At 73.0% G+C, this 20,233-nt stretch carries 19 protein-coding genes; 11 read left to right on the forward strand and 8 right to left on the reverse strand.

The genetic code is table 11. From position 1 onward, the window contains the following. On the reverse strand, positions 1-218 hold a 218-nt coding region (locus tag ACWCXH_RS34355; RefSeq protein ID WP_449805437.1), incomplete at its 3' end, for a carboxyl transferase domain-containing protein. A 451-nt stretch (positions 219-669) separates the two neighbouring features. Beyond that, complete coding sequence (locus ACWCXH_RS34360) at positions 670-1,074, reverse strand: PLD nuclease N-terminal domain-containing protein (protein WP_449805438.1); 405 nt, start codon at positions 1,072-1,074, stop codon at positions 670-672. A 106-nt stretch (positions 1,075-1,180) separates the two neighbouring features. Between ACWCXH_RS34360 and ACWCXH_RS34365 the strand changes: the two genes are divergently transcribed. Beyond that, positions 1,181-2,632: a menaquinone biosynthesis decarboxylase gene (locus tag ACWCXH_RS34365; RefSeq protein ID WP_449805439.1), complete on the forward strand. Its 1,452-nt coding sequence runs from the start codon at positions 1,181-1,183 to the stop codon at positions 2,630-2,632. Beyond that, positions 2,632-3,528: a menaquinone biosynthesis prenyltransferase MqnP gene (gene mqnP, locus ACWCXH_RS34370; RefSeq protein WP_449805440.1), complete on the forward strand. Its 897-nt coding sequence runs from the start codon at positions 2,632-2,634 to the stop codon at positions 3,526-3,528. The genes ACWCXH_RS34365 and mqnP overlap by 1 nt, the downstream gene beginning before the upstream one ends. Before the next feature lie 323 nt (positions 3,529-3,851). On the opposite strand, the gene ACWCXH_RS34375 is transcribed toward mqnP, so the two are convergent. Together ACWCXH_RS34375 and ACWCXH_RS34380 are read right to left on the reverse strand one after the other, a co-directional pair. Continuing rightward, entirely contained in the window at positions 3,852-4,898 is a 1,047-nt protein-coding gene (locus ACWCXH_RS34375; protein WP_449805441.1) for an NAD(P)H-binding protein, read from the reverse strand. A gap of 228 nt (positions 4,899-5,126) precedes the next feature. Then, the gene (locus tag ACWCXH_RS34380; RefSeq protein WP_449805442.1) at positions 5,127-6,353 is read right to left on the reverse strand and encodes an FAD-dependent oxidoreductase; all 1,227 of its coding nucleotides are present in this window, start codon (positions 6,351-6,353) and stop codon (positions 5,127-5,129) included. A gap of 99 nt (positions 6,354-6,452) precedes the next feature. On the opposite strand from ACWCXH_RS34380, the gene ACWCXH_RS34385 reads away from it, so the two are divergent. Continuing rightward, positions 6,453-7,226, forward strand: a complete 774-nt coding sequence (locus ACWCXH_RS34385) for a TetR/AcrR family transcriptional regulator (RefSeq protein WP_449805443.1) — start codon at positions 6,453-6,455, stop codon at positions 7,224-7,226. A gap of 70 nt (positions 7,227-7,296) precedes the next feature. Further along, positions 7,297-7,665: a VOC family protein gene (locus tag ACWCXH_RS34390; RefSeq protein ID WP_449805477.1), complete on the forward strand. Its 369-nt coding sequence runs from the start codon at positions 7,297-7,299 to the stop codon at positions 7,663-7,665. A 45-nt stretch (positions 7,666-7,710) separates the two neighbouring features. Here the strand turns inward: ACWCXH_RS34390 and ACWCXH_RS34395 are convergent, their stop codons facing one another. Together ACWCXH_RS34395 and ACWCXH_RS34400 are read right to left on the reverse strand one after the other, a co-directional pair. Then, positions 7,711-8,427 carry an MOSC domain-containing protein gene (locus ACWCXH_RS34395; RefSeq protein ID WP_449805444.1) on the reverse strand — a complete coding sequence of 239 codons (717 nt, stop codon included), beginning with the start codon at positions 8,425-8,427 and terminating at the stop codon, positions 7,711-7,713. Between the two features lie 169 nt (positions 8,428-8,596). Continuing rightward, positions 8,597-9,340, reverse strand: a complete 744-nt coding sequence (locus ACWCXH_RS34400) for a cyclase family protein (RefSeq protein ID WP_449805445.1) — start codon at positions 9,338-9,340, stop codon at positions 8,597-8,599. Between the two features lie 66 nt (positions 9,341-9,406). Here ACWCXH_RS34400 and ACWCXH_RS34405 point away from each other — a divergent pair, with 66 nt between their 5' ends. The 6 genes from ACWCXH_RS34405 (at position 9,407) to ACWCXH_RS34430 (ending at position 15,285) form a co-directional block, all read left to right on the forward strand. Then, positions 9,407-10,081, forward strand: a complete 675-nt coding sequence (locus ACWCXH_RS34405) for a UbiX family flavin prenyltransferase (protein WP_449805446.1) — start codon at positions 9,407-9,409, stop codon at positions 10,079-10,081. Between the two features lie 117 nt (positions 10,082-10,198). Beyond that, positions 10,199-10,657: an Lrp/AsnC family transcriptional regulator gene (locus tag ACWCXH_RS34410; RefSeq protein ID WP_030232219.1), complete on the forward strand. Its 459-nt coding sequence runs from the start codon at positions 10,199-10,201 to the stop codon at positions 10,655-10,657. A 4-nt stretch (positions 10,658-10,661) separates the two neighbouring features. Next, positions 10,662-11,624 carry a threonine ammonia-lyase gene (locus ACWCXH_RS34415; RefSeq protein ID WP_449805447.1) on the forward strand — a complete coding sequence of 321 codons (963 nt, stop codon included), beginning with the start codon at positions 10,662-10,664 and terminating at the stop codon, positions 11,622-11,624. A gap of 51 nt (positions 11,625-11,675) precedes the next feature. Then, on the forward strand, positions 11,676-12,839 hold the full coding sequence (gene mqnE, locus ACWCXH_RS34420; RefSeq protein WP_449805448.1) for an aminofutalosine synthase MqnE: 1,164 nt from the start codon (positions 11,676-11,678) through the stop codon (positions 12,837-12,839). 146 nt (positions 12,840-12,985) lie between these two features. Further along, a complete protein-coding gene (locus ACWCXH_RS34425; RefSeq protein WP_449805449.1) occupies positions 12,986-14,197 on the forward strand; it encodes a L,D-transpeptidase family protein in 1,212 nt (403 codons plus the stop codon). Positions 14,198-14,340: 143 nt separating this feature from the next. Continuing rightward, positions 14,341-15,285: a beta-ketoacyl-ACP synthase III gene (locus tag ACWCXH_RS34430; RefSeq protein WP_449805450.1), complete on the forward strand. Its 945-nt coding sequence runs from the start codon at positions 14,341-14,343 to the stop codon at positions 15,283-15,285. Between the two features lie 194 nt (positions 15,286-15,479). On the opposite strand, the gene ACWCXH_RS34435 is transcribed toward ACWCXH_RS34430, so the two are convergent. Continuing rightward, the gene (locus ACWCXH_RS34435) at positions 15,480-16,127 is read right to left on the reverse strand and encodes a TetR family transcriptional regulator (RefSeq protein WP_449805451.1); all 648 of its coding nucleotides are present in this window, start codon (positions 16,125-16,127) and stop codon (positions 15,480-15,482) included. 433 nt (positions 16,128-16,560) lie between these two features. Here ACWCXH_RS34435 and ACWCXH_RS34440 point away from each other — a divergent pair, with 433 nt between their 5' ends. Next, a complete protein-coding gene (locus tag ACWCXH_RS34440) occupies positions 16,561-19,032 on the forward strand; it encodes an outer membrane protein assembly factor BamB family protein (RefSeq protein ID WP_449805452.1) in 2,472 nt (823 codons plus the stop codon). On the opposite strand, the gene galE is transcribed toward ACWCXH_RS34440, so the two are convergent. Then, a complete protein-coding gene (galE, locus tag ACWCXH_RS34445; RefSeq protein ID WP_449805453.1) occupies positions 19,029-20,018 on the reverse strand; it encodes a UDP-glucose 4-epimerase GalE in 990 nt (329 codons plus the stop codon). The two genes, ACWCXH_RS34440 and galE, sit on opposite strands and share 4 nt — an antisense overlap. Positions 20,019-20,233: the final 215 nt, after the last annotated feature.

Raw genomic sequence — 20,233 nt, forward strand, 5'->3', positions numbered from 1 at the left:
AGCGGCTCCACCTCGTGGAAGGAGCCCTCGTCCAGGAGCAGGTCGATGCGCTCGCGGGCGGTCAGCTTGCCCTTCGCGTGCTGCGCCTCGGTGGCCTTCTCGCTCGGGCCGCGCCGGACCTTCTCGCGCAGTTCGTGCAGCTCGGCGACCCGACCTCGGGCGTCGGCCGGAATCTCCGGGACCTCGCCGCCGACCGGCGCCTCATGCACAACCGTCATCTCGAACCACTCCAAGGGTGAGGGAACTGTCCGACAGCCAACGTCTGCTGTGCCCCCGGCTGCGAATCACTTTCTTCACTTATGACTGTACGAGGGGCCGTGCGTTGGTTTCGGCGTCGATTCCGTACAAGGTCGGGAGCGTTTGGCTGTCAGGCCTGCACAGAAGCGACGGGGCGGAAGCCGCTGCGCTCGGTGTCTGTTCGAATACCGGGGGTTGTCGGACAGGTGATGGTCCGATGATCTGAGCATGAAGAAAAGCGCAGGTCAGGGCCGTCATCCAGGAGCGTAGGCCAGGCTTCTGGGGCCCCGCTCAAGCGTCGCTCAAGTCTGGTGGGATGGCCGGGGGAAGTCGTGGTAAGGGAACGGAAGTCGTAGGGAAGCGCCAAAAACGCCACAGCCCACCCCGCGCCTGCCGGGTGGGCTGTCCGGGGGACGCTCCGAGCGGCCGGGGTCAGCTCTTGTGGCCGTCCTCCGGCTCGTCCTTGCCGCGCAGCTCCTGTTCGCGGCGGCGCAGGTCCGCCTCCCACCGCCTGAGCATGTCCTCGTGCTCCTTGTTGTCCTTCTTCAAGGAGGCGAGGAACTCCGGGTCGTCGTCCGGCGCGAGCGGACGGCCGCCGCGCGGGCGCTCGTACTCCGGGTAGCCCGGGGTCCGTCCGGCGCCGCCGGTCCGCGCGCCGCCGCGCTGCTTGCCGGCCACCAGCCAGGCGATCGAGCCGACCAGCGGGAACAGCAGCACGATGATCACCCACACCACCTTGGGCAGGTGCTTCACCTCGTCCTCGGGCGTGGTCAGGCAGTCGATGAAGGCCCACACCCACAGCGCGAGCGGGACGACGAAGAGCAGGATCCTGAGCACGGCGGCGATCTCCCCCGGCGACGGCGGTTGGGACGGGCTGCGTCCTGGGGCCCTTCCCCGGGGCCCTTGACGGAGCCAGGCTATCGGGTGGCGGATACTGACAGGCATGGCATACGACGATCTCCGCTCGTTTCTCCGGGCCCTCGACCGCGAGGGCGACCTCAAGCGCATCAAGGCGGAGGTGGACCCGCACCTGGAGATCGGCGAGATCGTCGACCGGGTGCAGAAGGCCAAGGGCCCGGCGCTGCTCTTCGAGAACGTCAAGGGCTCGTCGATGCCGCTCGCGATGAACGTCTTCGGCACCGAGCGGCGCCTGGCCAAGGCGCTCGGACTGGGGGGTCCGGACGACATCTCCGAGAAGATCGCCGGCCTGCTCAAGCCCGAACTGCCGCAGGGCTTCACCGGGTTCCGGGATGCCTTCGGCAAGCTCGCCTCGATGGCGCACGTTCCGCCCCGGCACGTGAAGGACGCCCCGGTGCAGGAGGTCGTGCTCACCGGCGACGACGTCGACCTGGACGAGCTGCCCGCGCTCTTCACCTGGCCGCTGGACGGCGGCTCCTTCTTCAACCTGGGCCTCACGCACACCAAGCACCCCGACACCGGCATCCGCAACCTCGGCCTCTACCGGCTCCAGCGGCACGACCGCCGGACCATCGGCATGCACTGGCAGATCCACAAGGACAGCCACAACCACTACCAGGTGGCAGCCCGGCGCGGGGAGCGCCTGCCGGTCGCGATCGCCTTCGGCTGCCCGCCGGCCGTCACGTACGCGGCCACCGCGCCGCTGCCGGGGGACATCGACGAGTACCTGTTCGCCGGCTTCATCGCGGGCGAGCGCGTGAAGATGGTCGACTGCAAGACCGTGCCGCTCCAGGTGCCGGCCGATGCCGAGGTCGTGCTGGAGGGCTGGCTGGAGCCCGGCGAGATGCTCCCCGAGGGCCCGTTCGGCGACCACACCGGCTTCTACACGCCGCAGGAGCCGTTCCCGGCGCTGAGGATCGACTGCGTGACGATGCGCCGCCGCCCGATCCTGCAGTCCATCGTGGTCGGCCGCCCGCCGACGGAGGACGGCCCGCTGGGCAAGTTCACCGAGCGGTTCTTCCTGCCGCTGCTGAAGATCATCATCCCGGACATCGTCGACTACGACCTGCCCGAGGCCGGCGGCTTCCACAACTGCGTGATCGTCTCGATCGACAAGAAGTACCCGAAGCACGCCCAGAAGACGATGCACGCGATCTGGGGCGCGCACATGATGTCGCTGACCAAGCTGATCATCGTGGTGGACGCGGACTGCGACGTGCACGACTACCAGGAGGTCGCCTGGCGGGCTTTCGGGAACGTCGACTACAGCCGCGACCTGACGGTCGTCGAGGGCCCGGTCGACCACCTCGACCACGCCTCCTACCAGCAGTTCTGGGGCGGCAAGGCGGGCATCGACGCGACCCGCAAGCTCCCCGAGGAGGGTTACACCCGGGACGGCGGATGGCCGGAGATGGTCTCCTCGGACCCGGCCACGGCCGCACTGGTGTCACGTCGCTGGAAGGAGTACGGACTCTGATGAGTACGGCTGCTGTCGAAACCCCGGGGCGTGCGAGGGCCTTCCTGCGCCTGGTGATGATCGAGCACTCGGTCTTCGCCCTGCCCTTCGCCTACATCGCCGCGCTGACGGCGATGTTCCTCGCCGACGAGCGGGTGCACTGGGGGCAGTTGTTCGTCGTCACGGTCTGCATGGTCGGCCTGCGGACCTTCGCGATGGCCGCCAACCGGATCATCGACCGCGAGATCGACGCCCGCAACCCGCGCACCGCCGGGCGCGAACTCGTCACCGGCACCGTGTCGTTGAAGACCGCGTACACCGGCTCGGCGGTCGCCCTGGTGGTGTTCCTGGGCGCGGCGGCCATGCTGAACCCGCTGTGCCTCGTGCTCGCGCCGGTGGCCGTCGTGCCGATGGTCGTCTACCCGTACGGCAAGCGGTTCACCGACTTCCCGCAGGCGATCCTCGGACTGGCGCAGGCGATGGGGCCGGTGGGCGCGTGGCTCGCGGTGACCGGCAGCTGGTCGTGGGAGGCCGTCGTGCTCGGCGCGGCGGTCGGGATCTGGATCGGCGGGTTCGACCTCATCTACGCCTGCCAGGACGTGCAGTCCGACCGGCACGGCGGCGTGCGGTCGGTGCCGGCACGGTTCGGCGTCCCGGCGGCGATCCGGGGCGCCCGGGTCTGCCACCTCGTCACCACGGCGCTGCTGGCGTGGTTCGGCGTGCTCACGGGTGCGGGCGTGGCGTTCTGGATCGGGCTGGTCGTCGTGGCCGGCGCGTTCGTCTACGAGCACACCATCGTGCGGCCGAACGACCTCTCCAGGCTCAACCGGGCGTTCTTCCAGACCAACGGCTTCGTCGGGGTCTCGCTGTTCTTCTTCGCGCTGGTGGACCTGGTCATCCGCGGGCTCGGGATCTGACGTGGCGGCCCCCGCCCACGAGCACCTCCGCGTCGCCGTTCCGGCCGAACTCGGCGCCCTCGCCCGAGCCCGCGCTAGCGTGGGTGCCGACGTCGATCGAGGGGGAATCGAGGGGGAGCCGTGGGGCGCAGCGCGAAGAAGGCACGGCGGCTCGCCGTCGGGGAGGAGACGTACCTCTGGACCGTCGGGCACGCGCACACCGTCGTGGACGACCGGGTCCGCTACCGGGACTGCCGGGAGATCCTCACGCTCCGCCGGTACCGCGCGCCCGGGCGGCTCGTGCTCGTCTTCCGGGGCGGCGACGGCCGGGTCGTGCCCGGCGGCTACGGGGAGTCCGGGGTCGTCGGGACCGCCGACGGCCGCCGGCTGAACCTGAACACGCCCGGGACCGCCCGGGCGCTGCTCGACGAGGCCGTCGGCCGTGGCTGGGACGCGGCGAGCCCGGCGGTGGTGGAGGTCGACGGCTGGGAGTACGCCGACGCGGTGTGACGCACCCGCGCGGCTCGACGGAACAGGGCCGCGTGGTCGGTGGCCCAGCTGCGCAGGCCGCGGGGCGGGCGGCCGGTGATGTCCTCGACGGTGCTGGTGACGGGCTCGGGGTCGCCGACGCGGGCGTGGACGAGGCCGAGGGCGCGGTCGACGATGGACGGGGGCCAGCCGGCGGTGAGCATCCGCAGGCGGGCGGCGGCGCGGGGGAGCTCCTCCCAGCGGGCCGGGAGGCCGACCGCCTCGCCGATGATCCGGACCTGCTCGGCCTGGGTGGGGGACTCCGGGCCGGTGAGCACGTAGCGGGCGCCGTCGTGGCCGTCCTCGGTGAGGGCGCGCACGGCGACGGCCGCGATGTCCCGCTCGTCGACCAGGTTGAGCCCGGCCCCGCCGCCGAAGCCGCGGACGGCGGCGGCGGTGCGGATCTCCTCGGCCCAGCGGAGGGTGTTGGCGGTGAAGCCGTGCGGGCGCAGGAAGGTGTACCGGACGCCGTCGGCCGCGATCAGCGCCTCGATCCGGGCGTCCGGCCGGCCCGGCGACTCGGGCCCCTGGCCGGGCACGTCCCGGACGGCCGCGGAGGAGAGGAAGACCACCCGGCGGACGTGCCGCGCTATCGCCGCCACCGCTGCGGCGGCGCCGTCGGCCGTCGGGTAGGGCCAGATCAGGAAGGCGGCGTCGGCGCCCTGGGCGGCCGCCTCCAGGCTGCCCGGGTCGAGCAGGTCGCCCTGGACGTACCGCGGCTGCCGGGCCAGGTCCGGGTGGCGGGTCAGCGCCCGGACGCGCACGCCCGAGGCGAGCAGCTGCAGGGTGACGTGCCGGCCGACCGTTCCGGTGGCGCCCACGACGAGGACGGTTGACGGTTCGTCAATTGGCTTCTGTGTCATACCTCGAAGGTAGGCGGCGAACATGAGACGCCCCATGTGCACGGATCTCCGGTTCATGCGCGACCGTCTACCGTCGCGGGCCGTTCGGACCGTCGTCCCTGGCATGGCTCCGGCCGGCTGTGCGCCTCTCGCGTATGGACGCGTGGTGGTGCACGACGCGGGCCGTGCACCACCCGTGCGACTTCGAGCCCCTCGGCGCCGCCGGCGCCACGGGCGCCGGCCGGCCGGTCAGGCCGACGCCCGGCGGGCGAAGGCCGGCGCGTGTTCCGGGCGCGGGCCGAGCGCGATCAGGCGGGACGGGATCTGCCGGAAGCCCGGCACGAAGCGGGCGAGCAGGACGAGCCGGGTGGGCGGGCCGACCCGGCGGCCGGCGAGGACCGGGGCGAACATCACCTCGTGCAGCATCCGCTGCATGCGCTGGACGACCACCATCGGCAGCCACCTGCGCCGCTGCACCCTGGCCAGGTCGGCGGTCGTGAGGCGGCCGCCGCGCAGCGGCTCGGCGAGCAGCGCGGCGGTGGCCACCGCGTCCTGGATGGCGAGGTTGATGCCCACCCCGCCGGCCGGGGACATCGCGTGGGCGGCGTCGCCGATGAGCAGGAGGCCGTCGGTGTACCAGCGGTGCAGCCGGTTGAGCCGGACGTCGAGCAGGTGCACGTCGTCCATGCTCGCCAACTGGTCGACCCGGTCCGCGTACCGGGGCATCAGCCGGGCGACGCGGGCGCGGAAGCGCTCGACGCCCTCGGCGCGCAGGCGCGCGTCGGCGCCCTTGGTGGTGAAGTAGGCGATCTGGAAGTAGTCCTCGCGGGTGAGGCTGATCGCCATCTCGCCCCGCCCGAACGCGGGTGCCAGGTTCGGCGGGACGCCCTGCTCGTCGGCGTGCCGGGGGAGCCGGAACCACCAGGTGTCGAACGGGACCCGGAACTCCTCGGGCACCAGGCCGGCCTCCCGGCGGAGCGTCGAGTGCCGGCCGTCGGCGGCGACGGTGAGCGCGGCGCGGATCTCGCCCTCCTCGCCGTCCCGGGTGCGGTAGCGCACCCCGACGACCCGGCCGCCCTCCCGGATCAGGCCGGTGGCCTCGGTGTTCATCCGCACGGTGAACGCGGGTTCCTTCCTCGCCTCCTCGACGAGGAAGTTGAGCAGGTCCCACTGCGGGATCATCGCGATGTAGTTGTACGGCGCGGGCAGCTTCTCGAAGGCGCTCAGCGCGATGTCGCCGACGCCGGCCACCGGCACCACCATGTTGCCGAGCCGGCTCTGCGGCAGCCTGGCGAACTCGCGGCCGAGCCCGAGCTCGTCCATCAGGCGCACGGTGGACGCGTGGACGGTGTCGCCGCGGAAGTCGCGCAGGAAGTCACCGTGCTTCTCCAGCACGGTCACCTCGATGCCGGCCCGGGCCAGCATCAGGCCCAGCATCACGCCGGCCGGTCCGCCCCCGGAGATGACGACGCTCATGGAACTCTCCCCTCGTACCTGGCCGATCACCCCTGCTTGGAACTCACATATACAGACTCTCTGGAACCGTCCCAGGTGTCAAGTAGTACGATGCTCCACATGAAGGATCTGGTGGCCGCGGCGCTCGCGGCGGCGAAGGAGCGCGGCCAGGACGTCGCGGACGTCCCCCTGACGGCGATCGCGACGGCGGCCGGCGTCTCCCGCAGCACGCTGCTGCGTCGCCTCGGCGGCTCCCGGACGGCCCTGGACGAGGCCGTCCGGCGGGCGGGCGTCGACCCGGGCGGACGGCGCCCGGTGCGCGAGCGCGCGATCGACGCGGCGGCCCGGCTGGTGGCCGAGCGCGGCCTGGGCGGGATCACGCTCGATGCCGTCGCGGACCGTGCGGGGTGCTCGCTGCCGAGCCTGCACGCCGTCTTCGAGGGGCGGGACGGCCTGCTCGCCGCGGTCTTCGAGCAGCACGGGCCGCTTCCGGACCTGGAGGCGCTCGCGGCCGACCCGCCGGAGCGCCTGGAGGACACCGTCCGGGCGCTCTACCGGACGTTCGCCACGGTCTTCGAGCGCGAGCCGCGGATCGTCCCCGCGGTGTTCGCGGACCTGTTCAGCCGCCCGGACGGCCCCGCCGCGCAGCTGATGACGGCCAGCCTGCCGCGGATGATCGACGGCCTGGACCGGCTGCTGCTGCCGCACGTCGAGGCCGGGCGGCTGCGGCCGCTCCCGCTGCCGGTGCTGGTCCAGCTGCTGCTCGGCCCGGTCATCAACCACGTGCTGCTGCGGCCGGCGCTCGAACCCGTGCTCGGCGCCGGGCTGCCCTCGCTGGACGAGTCCATCGAGCTGTTCGCGGACGCCTACCTGCGGGCGGTCGCGCTTCCGTAGGGCCGGTCCGAACTGCCGCTCCACCGGCGAGAATCGCCTGGAACGCAACCGCCGGAGGATGGAGACGACCGTGATCGGCAAGCTGCAGTGCCTGGTGCTCGACTGCGCGGACCCGGCCGCGCTGGCCCGCTTCTACGCGGGCCTGCTGGGCGGCGAGGTCGACCGGCCGGATCCGCGCTGGTCGCTCGGCGACGGCTGGTCCACGCTGCACCTCGACGGCGGCACGGTGCTCTGCTTCCAGCGCGTCGCCGACCACCGCCCGCCCCGCTGGCCGGACCCGGACCACCCCCAGCAGGCGCACCTGGACGTCGACGTCGAGGACCTGGACGCCGCCGAGCACGCGGTGCTCGCGCTCGGCGCCGTCCGCCTGCGCGACGTCGGCCGCTGGCGGATCTTCGCGGACCCCGCCGGGCACCCCGTGTGCCTGATCCGAGCCTGACGCACAGCCACATGCCGCCCCTCTGGAGCCGACCGGCCCGTCTGATCAGTCGAGCGTCAGCCGGTCGCCCACGCTCAGCCGGCCCGGGGCGGCGACCTCCGCGAGGGCGTCGAGGCGGCCGTCGTGGGCGGCCACGACGGCCTTGAGGAGCTCCGGCGCGTGCGGGAGGCCGGGCTGGGCGGCGGAGGTCATGACGCAGCGCTCGCTGGAGCGGACGAAGGCGAGCCGGGCGCCGTTCGGGGCGTCGGTGCGGCCCTCCCGGCCGAGCCAGGTGTCCTCGACGAAGGGCGGGGTGCCGGGCGGGGTGCGCAGCACGATGTTGGGGCGGAACCGGCGTTCGTCGACGACGGTGAGCGGGGCGGCCTCGCGGGCCCAGTCCAGGGTGGCGGTGGTCACCACGCTGACCGGCAGCTGGTCGAAGTGCGAGACGGCGTCCTCGCGGGCGAGTTCGACGTCCTCGCGCTGGAGGTAGGCGCGCAGGAAGGCGGTCGGGTCGGCGACCGGGCGGCCGAGCGGGTCGAACAGCTCGGGGCCGTCGATCCGGTGGCCGAGCCGGGAGGAGAGCCGGAGCAGGCCGTCCATCCGCCGGAAGCGGCGGGTGTTCTTGCCCGAGCCGAGCTTGCCGGCCGCGTCGCGGACGGCGTAGAGGCGGTCGCCGGCCAGGCCGCGCCGGTCCACCTCGACGGAGTCGAGCCGCTCGCCGCCGGTGGACTTCACGGGGTAGCGCCAGAGTCGCTCGATCACTCCGATGATCTCTGCCATGAGCGGACAGCGTACCGGCGGGTCCGGGGATGGTCTAGACCAAGTCCGATGGGGCGGCCGGCCGGAACCGGCCGGTCCGGGACCGCCCCGGAACCGGGCCGTGAGCGGCCGTGCTCAACCCCCGCCGGGATCACCCGCCGGGATCACCCGCCGGGATCACCCGCCGGGATCACCCCAGCCGGGCCACCGCCCGGACCGGTGCGCCGTCCGCCGCCACCAGCCGCAGCGGGAACAGCGAGACCTCCACCGGCAGCCCGGCCTCCTGGGCGTCCAGCAGGGCCCGCAGGTCGGTCAGGTTCTCCGCGATCACCCCGCCGCCGGGCGCCCCCAGCAGCACCCGGTGCGCGGCGAGGGTCGGCTCGTCAGTGGCCGGCTGGTCGTGCTCGTCGGCGAGGTCGGCGAGCAGCGCGGCCACCGCCGGGTCGCCCGGTCCCGGGTCGGGGGTGGGGTCGACGCTCAGCGCGTCCACGCCGACCGTGCGGAACCCGGCGGTGACGATCGCCTCGGCCGCGTCGGCGGTCAGGGCCGGATGGGCGAAGTACGCCTCGGTGCCCCAGTGCCGGGCCCACCCGGTGGCCAGCAGCAGGACGGCCCCTTCGCCCGCCCGCTCCAGCACGGGCGCGAGCAGCTCGGGCGTGACGGCCGCCCGGGGCTCCAGCCCGCGCAGGTCGGCGACCACCGCCGGGCCCGTGAAGCGTTCCAGCGGGAGCCCGTCGAGCGTCGGCCAGGTGACGTCCACGTGGTACGGCGCGTCCACGTGCGTCCCGGACTGCGAGCCGAGGTGCAGGGCCAGCACGTTCACCCCGGCGGTCGCGGTGGTGAGCGCGGGCTCCAGCGCGACCGCCGGATCGCCGGGGTAGACCGGCATCGCGGTGGTCACCCGGTGGGTGAGGTCGACGAGGGTCGCTGCCATGGCCTCATCCTCCCAGGGGCGCCCGGCGGTGAGGCCGCGCCGGGTGGGGCCGGATAGAAATGCCCCATGGGAACAGTGAAGCGTCAACCGTGGGTGGTCGGGGTCTCGGGCGCGTCCGGGACGCCGTACGCCGCGTCCGTGATCCGTGCGCTGCTCGCCGCGGGGGAGTCCGTCGACCTGATCGTCAGCCGCGCCGCCCGGCTCACCATCCTGGACGAGACCGGCATCTCCTTCCGGGACGCCCACTGGCGGACCGACCTCGCGCAGTGGCTGGGCACCGACGAGGGCCTGGACGACGTCCGCTACTGGTCCGCCGGGGACTTCGCGGCCGGCCCGTCCAGCGGCTCGTACCCGGCCAAGGGCATGCTGGTCGTCCCGGCGACCACCGGCGCGGTGGCCGGGATCGCGCTCGGCCTGAGCAAGGACCTGCTCCAGCGGGTGGCCAGCGTCACCCTCAAGGAGCGCCGCCCGCTGGTCGTGTGCGTGCGCGAGACACCACTCAACGGAGTGACGTTGAAGCACCTGGTGGAACTCGACGCGCAGGGCGCCGTGGTGCTCCCCGCCTCGCCGGGTTTCTACGCGGGCGGCTCCACCGTGCGCGAACTCGTCGATTTCGTGGCGGGCCGGGCGCTGGACGCCGTCGGCGTGCCGCATTCCCTGTACCTGCGCTGGGAAGGGGAGTTGGGAGCGGCGGCGCGCCTGGGCGGCGACGGTGCGGCCGCGGCGGCTGAGGGGGCGTGAGGAGACCGGGTGCGGGAGAGTATCTTCTCTGCGATATCCGGGTTGGTCCCTGCACGGCGCCTTTGAATCCGGATAATGATCTGTGGGTCTGGTGAGGTTCGGAAGGACGCGGAGTATATGGACACGGTGGACAGACAGCTCATCCAGGCGCTCCGGGAGAACGGCCGTGCGTCCTACGCCGAGCTGGGCCGACTGGTCGGACTCTCCGGCCCGAGCGTCACGGACCGCATCAACCGCCTGGAGCAGGCCGGTGTCATCACCGGCTACCGCGCGACGGTCAACCCGGCCTCGCTCGGCTTCGGCGTCACGGCCCTGATCGGCCTTCAGCTGACCGACGCGGCCGACCACGAGGACGTCGCGTTCCGGCTGAAGGACCTCAACGAGGTCGAGGACTGCTGGTTCATCGCGGGGGACGACTCCTACATGCTCAAGGTCCGGGTGGCCGACGTGGCCGGCCTGGAGTCGGTGGTGAAGCGGATCTCGGGCACGAAAGGCGTGGCCCGCACCCGCACCACCGTCGTACTCTCCACGAAGTGGGAGAACCGGGTGAGCGAGCTCCCCCCCGAAGGAGAGTGACGTCATGGCACTGGTCGGCCTGGAGGAACTGCGCGCGGCCCGGGAGCGGATCGCGGGGGTCGCGGTGCGCACCCCGCTGGTGCCCGCCCCCTGGGCGGCCGAGGGCGAGCGCCGCCTCTGGCTGAAGCCGGAGAACCTCCAGCCGACCGGTGCCTTCAAGACCCGCGGCGCCTACAACCGGCTGGCCGCGCTCACCGAGGACGAGCGGGCCCGCGGGGTGGTCGCCCAGTCGAGCGGCAACCACGCGCAGGCGGTCGCGTACGCGGCCGGGCTGCTGGGCGTCAAGGCCGTCATCGTCATGCCGGACACCTCGCCCGCCGTCAAGGTGGACGCCACCCGCGGGTACGGCGCCGAGGTGATCCTGGTGCCGCCGGGCGAGCGCGACGCGCTGCCCGGTGAACTGGCCGAGAAGCACGGCTACGTGTGGGTGCCGCCGTACGACGACCCGTTCGTCATCGCGGGCCAGGGCACGGTCGGCCTGGAGATCGCCGAGGACGCCCCGGCCGGGCTGGACACCGTCCTGGTGCCGGTCAGCGGCGGCGGCCTGATCGGCGGGACGGCGGCCGCGCTCAAGCTCACCCGCCCGCAGATCCGGGTGATCGGCGTCGAGCCGGAACTGGCGGCCGACGCGCGGGAGAGCCTGCGGACCGGCCGCCGGGTCGAGTGGCCGGTCGCCGACACCTACCGCACCATCGCGGACGGCCTGCGCACCCCGTCCGTCGGCGAGCTCCCGTACGAGCACCTGGCCGCCTACGTGGACGACATCGTCACCGTCACGGAGGACGAGATCCGGGCCACCGTCGCCCTGCTCGCCCGCCGCGGCCGCCTCGTCGCCGAGCCCTCCGGCGCGGTCGCCCCGGCCGCGTACTTCCACCGCGCCGCGCAGACCGGCGGCCGTTCGGTCGCGGCCGTGGTGAGCGGCGGGAACATCGAACCGGCACTGCTCGCGGAGCTGCTCTCGGCATAGGCGTACGCTCGTTCCGGCAAGGAATCGAAGTCGGAGGAGGCGGGGCACCGCATGGACGCAGGGCTCAAGCGCGAGCTGGAGGCGAAGGTCTACGCGGGTGAGCGGCTGACCCGCGAGGACGGGATCGCACTCTACGAGAGCGACGACCTGGCCTGGCTGGGCGGCCTGGCGCACCACGTGCGGACGCAGAAGAACGGCGACGTCGTCCACTTCAACGTCAACCGCCACCTCAACATGACCAACGTGTGCAGCGCGTCCTGCGCCTACTGCTCGTTCCAGCGCAAGCCGGGCGAGAAGGACGCGTACACGATGCGCATCGAGGAGGCCGTCCGCCTCGCCAAGGCGATGGAGGTCGAGTCCCTCACCGAGCTGCACATCGTCAACGGCCTGCACCCGACCCTGCCGTGGCGCTACTACCCGCGCTCGCTGCGGGAGCTGAAGGCGGCCCTGCCGAACGTCTCGCTGAAGGCCTTCACGGCCACCGAGATCCACTGGTTCGAGAAGATCAGCGGCCTTTCCGCGGACGAGATCCTCGACGAACTCATCGACGCCGGCCTGGAGTCGCTGACCGGCGGCGGCGCGGAGATCTTCGACTGGGAGGTCCGCCAGCACATCGTCGACCACGACACCCACTGGGAGGACTGGTCGCGCATCCACCGCCTCGCCCACAGCAAGGGCCTCAAGACGCCCTCCACCATGCTGTACGGCCACATCGAGGAGCCCCGCCACCGCGTCGACCACGTGCTGCGGCTGCGCGAGCTGCAGGACGAGACCGGCGGCTTCCAGGTCTTCATCCCGTTGCGCTACCAGCACGACTTCCACGACTCCAAGGACGGCGTCGTGCGCAACCGCCTGATGGAGCGCACCGAGATGGCCACCGGCGCCGAGGCGCTGAAGACCTTCGCGGTCTCCCGGCTGCTCTTCGACAACGTCCCGCACGTCAAGGTCTTCTGGGTGATGCACGGCGTCACCACCGCCCAGCTGGCGCTCAGCCACGGCGCGGACGACATGGACGGCTCGGTGGTCGAGTACAAGATCACCCACGACGCGGACAACTTCGGCACCCCGAACAAGCTCGGCCGCGACGACCTGCTCGGCCTGATCCGCGACGCCGGCTTCCGCCCGGTCGAGCGCAACACCCGCTACGAGGTCATCCGCGAGTACGAGGGTCCGGACCCGCTGCGCCGCGAGAGCCCGCAGGCGATGCGCCTCTGACCCCGGGCCGGTCGCCGAACTCCCGCCCCACCTGCACGTTCCCGCCTCCCGGGCCGCATCGCCGGCCCGGGAGGCGGGCGTCTTCACAGCCCCCGTACAACGCCCCGGGTTTACCAACGGGTGCGCCGTTTGGCAGGATCGGCTGCATGTCCGGTTCACACCGCGCCACCGCGTACCCGCTGTACGAGTCGATGCAGGAGCCGGCGTGCGGCGTGCCGCAGCAGCCGCACGAGCCGCTGTACGGCTCCTACGAGCCGTACCAGGAGCCGGCCCACGAGGCTCCCTACGGCGGGCAGCAGCCGTACGGACAGCAGCCGTACGGACAGCCCGCTGACGGGTACTTCGACGCGTACGAGCAGCCGTTCCAGCCGTACGCGTCGGTGCCGGAGGTCTTCGACGAGCCGTCGGTGCCGGAGGTCTTCGACGAGCCGGAGCCGCCGTACGTGCCCGAGCCCGCGCCGCAGGCCGTCGAGGCCCCCGCCGTGGGCGCCCGGACGGCCGCCCGGGGCCGGCGCCGCAAGGCGAAGAAGAAGCGCCACGGCAAGGCCGTGATGGCCGGCACCGCGCTGCTGGTCGCCGCCGCCGCGGGCTGGTACACCGTCGGCCAGGACACCGCCAAGCCCGGTGTCACCGCCGCCGACGGCCCCGGCCCGGAGGGCGTCAGCACGCCCGACCGGCCCGCCCCGGCCGCCGCCGCCCAGGCCGCCGCGGACCGCCAGAACCAGAGCGCGGTCGCCGGCCGGAGCGAGACCCGCGACGACGGCTCGCTGACCGCGATAACCGGCCTCGGCGCGTCCTTCACCGCCCGGATACCCGCGCAGACCACCCAGGTGGTGGTCGCCTCCGGGCAGGGCAAGGACACCGACAAGAACACCGTCACGCTCTGGACCAGGACCCCGGAGGGCCGCTGGCTGGCCGGCGAGACCTGGCAGGGCCACAACGGCAAGAACGGCTGGACCACCAACCACAACGAGGGCGACCTGCGCAGCCCGATCGGCGTCTTCGCCCTCACCGACGCCGGCGGCCGCAACGCCGACCCCGGCAGCAGGCTCCCGTACGACAAGGACCCGAGCTTCGTGGTCTCCGGGACGGGTTTCTTCGGCGACCAGTTGGCCGGCTCCTTCGACTACGTCGTGGCGATCAACTACAACCGGGTGCCCGGCAGCTCCCCGCTCGACCCGCGCCGCCCCGACGGCAAGTCCAAGGGCGGCGGTATCTGGCTCCACGTCGACCACGACGGCCCCACCCACGGCTGCGTCTCCATCCCCGAGGACAAGATGGCGCAGCTCATCCGCACCCTGGATCCGGCGGCCCACCCGGTGATCGTCATGGGCGACGCGACCTCGCTGGCGGCCTGACTCCGGGCCGGGCGGCCCGGCCCCGGACGAAGCGGAATCCCAAGTGCCGCAACGCCCCTTGTCGGCCCCCTACAGTTCGCGGGGGTGGATCCTGTAGCCGATGGCGCCCCGCTGACCAGCGGGTAACCCGGTTGCATGGCACCATGAGCGGTTCGCGCATTGTGGCACTCGGTCACTACCAGCCCCCCAAGGTCCTCTCCAACGACGGCCTGGCGGCGCTCGTCGACACGACCGACGAGTGGATCCGTACCCGGGTGGGGATCAGGACCCGGCACATCGCCGAGGACGAGACCCTCGTCGACATGGCCACCGAGGCGGCGCAGAAGGCGCTGGCCCGCAGCGGCCGCACGGCCGACGAGATCGACCTCGTCGTGGTCGCCACCTGCACCGCCGTCGAGCGCAGCCCGAACACGGCCGCCGCCGTGGCCGCCCGCCTCGGCGTCCGGGCGCCCGCCGCGTACGACATCAACACGGTCTGCTCCGGCTTCTCGTACGCCCTGGCCACCGCCGACCACGCGATCCGGGCCGGTGCGGCCCGCCGGGCGCTGGTGATCGGCGCCGAGCGGATGTCCGACACGCTCGACTGGACCGACCGCTCGACCTGCGTGATCTTCGGCGACGGCGCCGGCGCCGCGGTCGTCGAGGCCCAGGAGGACGGTGCCGAGCCCGGCATCGGCCCGGTGGTCTGGGGCTCCGAGCCGGAGAAGGGCGACGCCGTGGTGATCACCGGCTGGGACCCGGTGATCAGCCAGCAGGGCCAGTCCGTGTTCCGCTGGGCCACCACCCAGCTCGCCCCCCTGGCCCGGCAGGCCTGTGAGCGGGCCGGGATCGACCCGTCCGAGCTGAAGGGCTTCGTGCCGCACCAGGCGAACCTGCGGATCATCGACGCGATCGCGGCGAAGCTGGGCGTCACCGACGCGGTGGTGGCCCGGGACGTCGTGGAGTCCGGCAACACCTCGGCCGCGTCCATCCCGCTGGCCTTCTCCAAGCTGGTCGAGCGCGGCGTGCTGTCGCCCGGCGACCCGGTCCTGCTGTTCGGCTTCGGCGGCGGCCTGGCCTACGCCGGCCAGGTGGTCCGCTGCCCCTGACGCCCCGGTTCCTGCGACGCAAGCATGCCGGTGGGCGGGCACCCTGTGTGAGGGGTGCCCGCCCACCGGCATGTCTGGGCCCGGCGCGCTGCGGTACGTCGGCGGACCTCCCCCGAGGACACGGCCGCCGTCCGTCGGTCCCCGGACAGGAGGCCGGGGCTGCGCGCGAGCGGATGGTCGGATGAGCGGATGGTCTACTTGGGCGCCTTCTTACCGGTGACACCCAGGTACACCAGGGGAGCGAGGTTGGGTTTGAGGTCCTTGACCTTGACGCCCCAGGAGGTGAAGGCCTTCTGATGCTCGGCCGCCGAGGCGAGCAGCGAGACCAGGGCCCCGGCGACGGCGTTCGGGTCGAGAGACTTGTCGGCCTGCCCCTTCGCCTGGAGTTCCCTGACGGCATCCGCGAGCGGCTTGGCGACCGCGTTGAGGACGGTCATGCGGATCTTGAAGAACCGCTTGTCCCCTTCGGCGGCACCGAGCGTGACCACTCGGAGAATGGCGTCGTTCTTGCGCCAGAAGGCGAGGAATCCGTCGACCAGTTCTTCCGAAGTGGTCGGTCCGGACTTCGCTGCCCAGGACTTTCCGGCCACCAGCTCTTTGAGGGTGTCGGCGTCCTTGGCCATTTCCTCGGCGATTTCGAGGACGGCGCCCTCGACATCCGGGAAGTACTGATAGAAGGTCGCGGGGGAGGTACCTGCCATACGGGCGACGTCGATGACCTTGACGTCCCGATAGGGCGACGTGCTGAGCATCTCGCGGAGGCAGTCGAGCAGCTTCTGCCGCGTCTCCTGTCCGCGTCGCCCGGCGACGCGACCGTCGACGGTGCGAACTTGTCCTGTCATGCCGTCAGCTTACCGTGGCACGATCTTGGCGCGATTCGGTGATGCGACTATTACTCCGCACGGGGGGTTGCTATAGGGGCGTGAACCACTTCGGACGGATATTCACCGCGCTCCGACGGCTCCGTTGTAGCCCCCCCGTGTGCCTTTGATCTCACAGCGTGACGGCGAGTCCGCTGAGGGATGGTCGGGTGACTGAGTGTGACGGAAATCGGTAGTGGGCGACCTGTGGCCGGCGAGGGCGCCGGACGGCCCGGACGCAAGCCACCGCCGGAGCTGGCGTCAGAATCCGGCCGTTCCGCCGTCACTGACCTGGCGGTGCCGTCCTCGGCCCCCGCCGGTCCTGGGCGGGGGAGGTTGGAGATGGGCCGGGCGGCCATGGAGAATCGGGTCCGGCACCACGCAGCGGGTGCCTGGACGGGGAGGTGGCAGCGGAGTGGACCAGCTGACGGCGCACGATCCGAGGCGGATCGGGCCCTTCGAGGTGCTGGGGCGGCTCGGCGCGGGCGGGATGGGCCTGGTGTACCTGGCGCGCTCCGCCTCCGGCCGGCGGGTGGCCATCAAGACCGTCCGGGGGGAGCTGGCCGAGGACGAGCTGTTCCGGGTCCGCTTCGCGCGGGAGATCGCCGCGGCCAAGACGGTCGGCGGCTTCTACACCGCGGCCGTCGTGGACGCCGACGCCGACGCCCGCGTGCCCTGGCTGGCCACCGCCTACATCCCGGCGCCCTCCCTGGAGGACCTGGTCGAGGAGTGCGGCCCGCTGCCGGTGGACGCCACCCGCTGGCTGGTCGCCGGCATCGCCGAGGCCCTGCAGTCCATCCACGCCGCCGGGCTGATCCACCGCGACCTGAAGCCCTCGAACGTCCTGGTGGTCGAGGACGGCCCGAAGGTGATCGACTTCGGCATCGCGGCCGGCGTCTCCAGCACCCGGCTCACCATGACCAACGTCGCCGTCGGCACCCCCGCCTACATGTCGCCCGAGCAGGCCCGCGACAGCCGTACCGTCCGGGGCGCCAGCGACGTCTTCTCGCTCGGCTCGCTGATGGTCTTCTGTGCCACCGGGCACCCGCCCTTCCGCGGCTCCAACCCGGTCGAGACGGTGTTCCAGCTGCTGCGCGAGCAGCCCGACTACTCGGGGATGCCGGTCGAGCTGATGGACCTGGTCCGCGCCTGCATGCGGCCCTCGCCCGAGCACCGGCCCACCCCGGCGCAGATCCAGGCCGAACTGGCCCCGCACCTGTTCTCCCGGGACGACGCCTCCGGCGAGGCCGGGGACTGGCTCCCGGCCAACGCGCTGGAGCTGATCGAGCGCAAGCGCGGCCGGCGCCAGCCCGCCGCGCCGCCCGCCGCGCCGCCCGCGCCCGTCCCGCCCGCGCCCGTCCCGCCCGCGCCCGTCCCGCCCGCGCCCGTCCCGCCCGCGCCCGTCCCGCCTGTGCTCCAGCCGCCCTCGGCGAACCAGCCGCCGCCGTCGCACCAGCCCGTGCCGACGCAGCGCCCCGGCCACGAGGACCCGCGCACCCAGCATCCGGGCGGCCACGCCCCGCCGCCGCTCGGGCCGGTGCACGCCAGGTCCGGCCAGGCGTCGGACGCCGAGATCGCCACCGAGAAGATCCGCTCGCCCAACAAGCACCGCGCGCCCACCGACGGCGGCGGCGCCGAGGTGCGGCTGCCCGGCGCGTCCGTGCGGATAGGCCCCGGGCCGCGGGCCGAGCACGAGCAGGCCGGCCCCGGGGCCACGCCGGCCGAGACCGACTGGGTGCGCCGGGCGACCCCGCCCGCCCAGGCGCCGGTCCCGGCACCCGCCCAGCCCCCGGCGCCGCGCTGGCGGCCGTGGCGGTTCCGGATGTCCAACGACGTCTGGGGCACCCCGGTGGTCGCCGACGGCACCCTGTTCGTCTCCAGCTTCGAGGTGCACGCGCTGGACATCGCCTCCGGCCAGCGCCGCTACAAGACCCGGGACGTGGCCTGGGCGCTCGCCGTGGACGCCGGCCGGGTGCACGCCGCCGACGGCCCGCACCTGTACACCGTGGACGTCGCGGACGGCACCGAGCGCTGGCGCACCTCGCTGGACGGCTGGGTCTACTCGCTGTCCGCAGCCGACGGCGTGCTGTGCTGCGGCGTCCGGGGCGGCGGCGTCCAGCTGCGCTCGGCCGCGACCGGCGCCGAGCTGTGGCGGGCCGACGACGCCCAGCAGGACTACGAGAACCCGCAGTCCGGCCCCGTCCTGGTGGCCGGAGCCGCGTACTACTACGGCGCCGGCCGGCTGCGCTGCGTCGACCCGCGCGGCGCGGGCCTGCGCTGGTCCTTCCCGGTGGGCGAGGACGTGCCGTCGCACCCGGTCGAGCGCGGCGGCGTGCTGTACGTGACGGCCGGCACCCGGGTGTACGCCCTGGACGCGGCGAGCGGCGCCGAGCGGTGGCGCTTCGAGGCGCCGGTGGTGCTCTTCACTCCGCCCACCCTGGACGCGGACGCCGTCTACGTCGCCGACTACCTGGGCACGGTGTACGCGCTGGACGCGGCCACCGGCCGGGACCGCTGGCGCGGTGCCACCGGCAGCAGGCAGGGCGCCGAGCCGGTCGTGGTCGGCGAGGGCATGGTGCTGGTCGGCAGCGGCGAGGTGCTGTACGCCTTCGAGGCGGCCACCGGCCGGGAGCGCTGGCGCTACACCGCGCGCGGCGAGATCGTCGGCTCCCCGGCGGTCGCGGACGGCCTGGTCCACCTCGGCAGCCGGGACCACTCGCTGCACACGGTGGACCTGGCGAGCGGTCAGCTGCGCTGGGAGCTCGGCACCAAGGGCGAGCTGACCGGCTCCCCCGTGGCGGTCGGCGGCCGGGTGTTCGTCGGTTCCAAGGACCGCTGCGTGTACGCGCTGGACGCCTTCTACGGCACGGCGGTGCCGGCCCGCTAGGGCTTGTCGCGGGCCTCCGGGTGGCGGTGGCACCAGCCCTCCCACGCGGAGGCGACCATCTCGGCGACGTCGTACCTGGCGTGCCAGCCCAGTTCGCGCCCGATCAGGTCGGCGGAGGCCACCACCCGGGCCGGGTCGCCGGGGCGGCGCGGGGTCACCTCGGCGGTGGTGTCGTGCCCGGTGACCTCGCCGATCAGGGTCAGCATCTCCCGGACGCTGACGCCCTCGCCGCGGCCGATGTTGAGCACCAGCGCGGTGTCCCCGGGTGGGTCGGCGGCGAGCCGGCGGGCGGCCGCGACGTGGGCCGACGCGACGTCGGCGACGTGGATGTAGTCGCGGACGCAGGTGCCGTCCGGGGTCGGGTAGTCGGCGCCGAAGATGCGCGGCGCCCGGCCGGTGGTGAGCCGTTCGAAGACCATCGGGACGAGGTTGAAGACGCCGGTGTCGGCCAGCTCCGGCGCTCCGGCGCCGGCCACGTTGAAGTACCGCAGCGAGATCGTCGACATGCCGTGCGCCCGTCCGGCGGCCGCGACCAGCCACTCGCCGGCCAGCTTGGTCTCGCCGTACGGGTTCATCGGCGCGCACGGGGTGGCCTCGGTGACCAGGTCGACGTCCGGCATGCCGTAGACGGCGGCGGAGGAGGAGAACAGGAAGCGCCGCACCCCCTCGTCGGCGGCGGCCTCCAGGACGGTCTGCAGGCCGAGCATGTTCTCGCGGTAGTAGAGGAACGGCCGCTCGACCGACTCGCCCACCTGCTTCTTCGCGGCGAAGTGCAGGATGCCCGTCACCGCGTGCTCGCGGATGGCGGCGGACACGACGGCGCGGTCCAGCGTGGAGCCCTTGACGAGCGCGACGTCGGCCGGCAGCCGGCTCGGGTCGCCGGTGCTGAGGTCGTCCAGGACGGCCACGCTCTCGCCCGCGTCGAGCAGCTGACGGACCACGTGCCCGCCGATGTATCCGGCACCGCCAGTGATCAACCAGGTCATGGTCCTGATCCTAGGCCGTTCCGGTTTTGACCGGTGAGGTCGGGCGAGTCGAGCCAGCAAATCGGACAAATCGGTGAAATGCTGGCAACGATTTCTGTGCTCTCGGCCTGGTGACGAATCGGAGGCAGCCAAGGTGAGCCGAAAGAAGGAACACAACCGCCCCCTGCCGGCCGGTCCGCGGCCGACCGGGCCCAAGGCGAGCCGGGGGTGGCTGC

Source organism: Kitasatospora sp. NPDC001660, assembly GCF_053596725.1.

What these genes read in the sequence shown, in the direction of transcription:
- ACWCXH_RS34365 (WP_449805439.1), top strand. Translation starts at nt 1,181, where the DNA reads ATGGCATACGACGATCTCCGCTCGTTTCTCCGGGCCCTCGACCGCGAG.
- mqnP (WP_449805440.1), top strand. Translation starts at nt 2,632, where the DNA reads ATGAGTACGGCTGCTGTCGAAACCCCGGGGCGTGCGAGGGCCTTCCTG.
- ACWCXH_RS34375 (WP_449805441.1), bottom strand. Translation starts at nt 4,898, where the DNA reads ATGACACAGAAGCCAATTGACGAACCGTCAACCGTCCTCGTCGTGGGC.
- ACWCXH_RS34380 (WP_449805442.1), bottom strand. Translation starts at nt 6,353, where the DNA reads ATGAGCGTCGTCATCTCCGGGGGCGGACCGGCCGGCGTGATGCTGGGC.
- ACWCXH_RS34385 (WP_449805443.1), top strand. Translation starts at nt 6,453, where the DNA reads ATGAAGGATCTGGTGGCCGCGGCGCTCGCGGCGGCGAAGGAGCGCGGC.
- ACWCXH_RS34395 (WP_449805444.1), bottom strand. Translation starts at nt 8,427, where the DNA reads ATGGCAGAGATCATCGGAGTGATCGAGCGACTCTGGCGCTACCCCGTG.
- ACWCXH_RS34400 (WP_449805445.1), bottom strand. Translation starts at nt 9,340, where the DNA reads ATGGCAGCGACCCTCGTCGACCTCACCCACCGGGTGACCACCGCGATG.
- ACWCXH_RS34405 (WP_449805446.1), top strand. Translation starts at nt 9,407, where the DNA reads ATGGGAACAGTGAAGCGTCAACCGTGGGTGGTCGGGGTCTCGGGCGCG.
- ACWCXH_RS34410 (WP_030232219.1), top strand. Translation starts at nt 10,199, where the DNA reads ATGGACACGGTGGACAGACAGCTCATCCAGGCGCTCCGGGAGAACGGC.
- ACWCXH_RS34415 (WP_449805447.1), top strand. Translation starts at nt 10,662, where the DNA reads ATGGCACTGGTCGGCCTGGAGGAACTGCGCGCGGCCCGGGAGCGGATC.
- mqnE (WP_449805448.1), top strand. Translation starts at nt 11,676, where the DNA reads ATGGACGCAGGGCTCAAGCGCGAGCTGGAGGCGAAGGTCTACGCGGGT.
- ACWCXH_RS34425 (WP_449805449.1), top strand. Translation starts at nt 12,986, where the DNA reads ATGTCCGGTTCACACCGCGCCACCGCGTACCCGCTGTACGAGTCGATG.
- ACWCXH_RS34430 (WP_449805450.1), top strand. Translation starts at nt 14,341, where the DNA reads ATGAGCGGTTCGCGCATTGTGGCACTCGGTCACTACCAGCCCCCCAAG.
- ACWCXH_RS34435 (WP_449805451.1), bottom strand. Translation starts at nt 16,127, where the DNA reads ATGACAGGACAAGTTCGCACCGTCGACGGTCGCGTCGCCGGGCGACGC.
- galE (WP_449805453.1), bottom strand. Translation starts at nt 20,018, where the DNA reads ATGACCTGGTTGATCACTGGCGGTGCCGGATACATCGGCGGGCACGTG.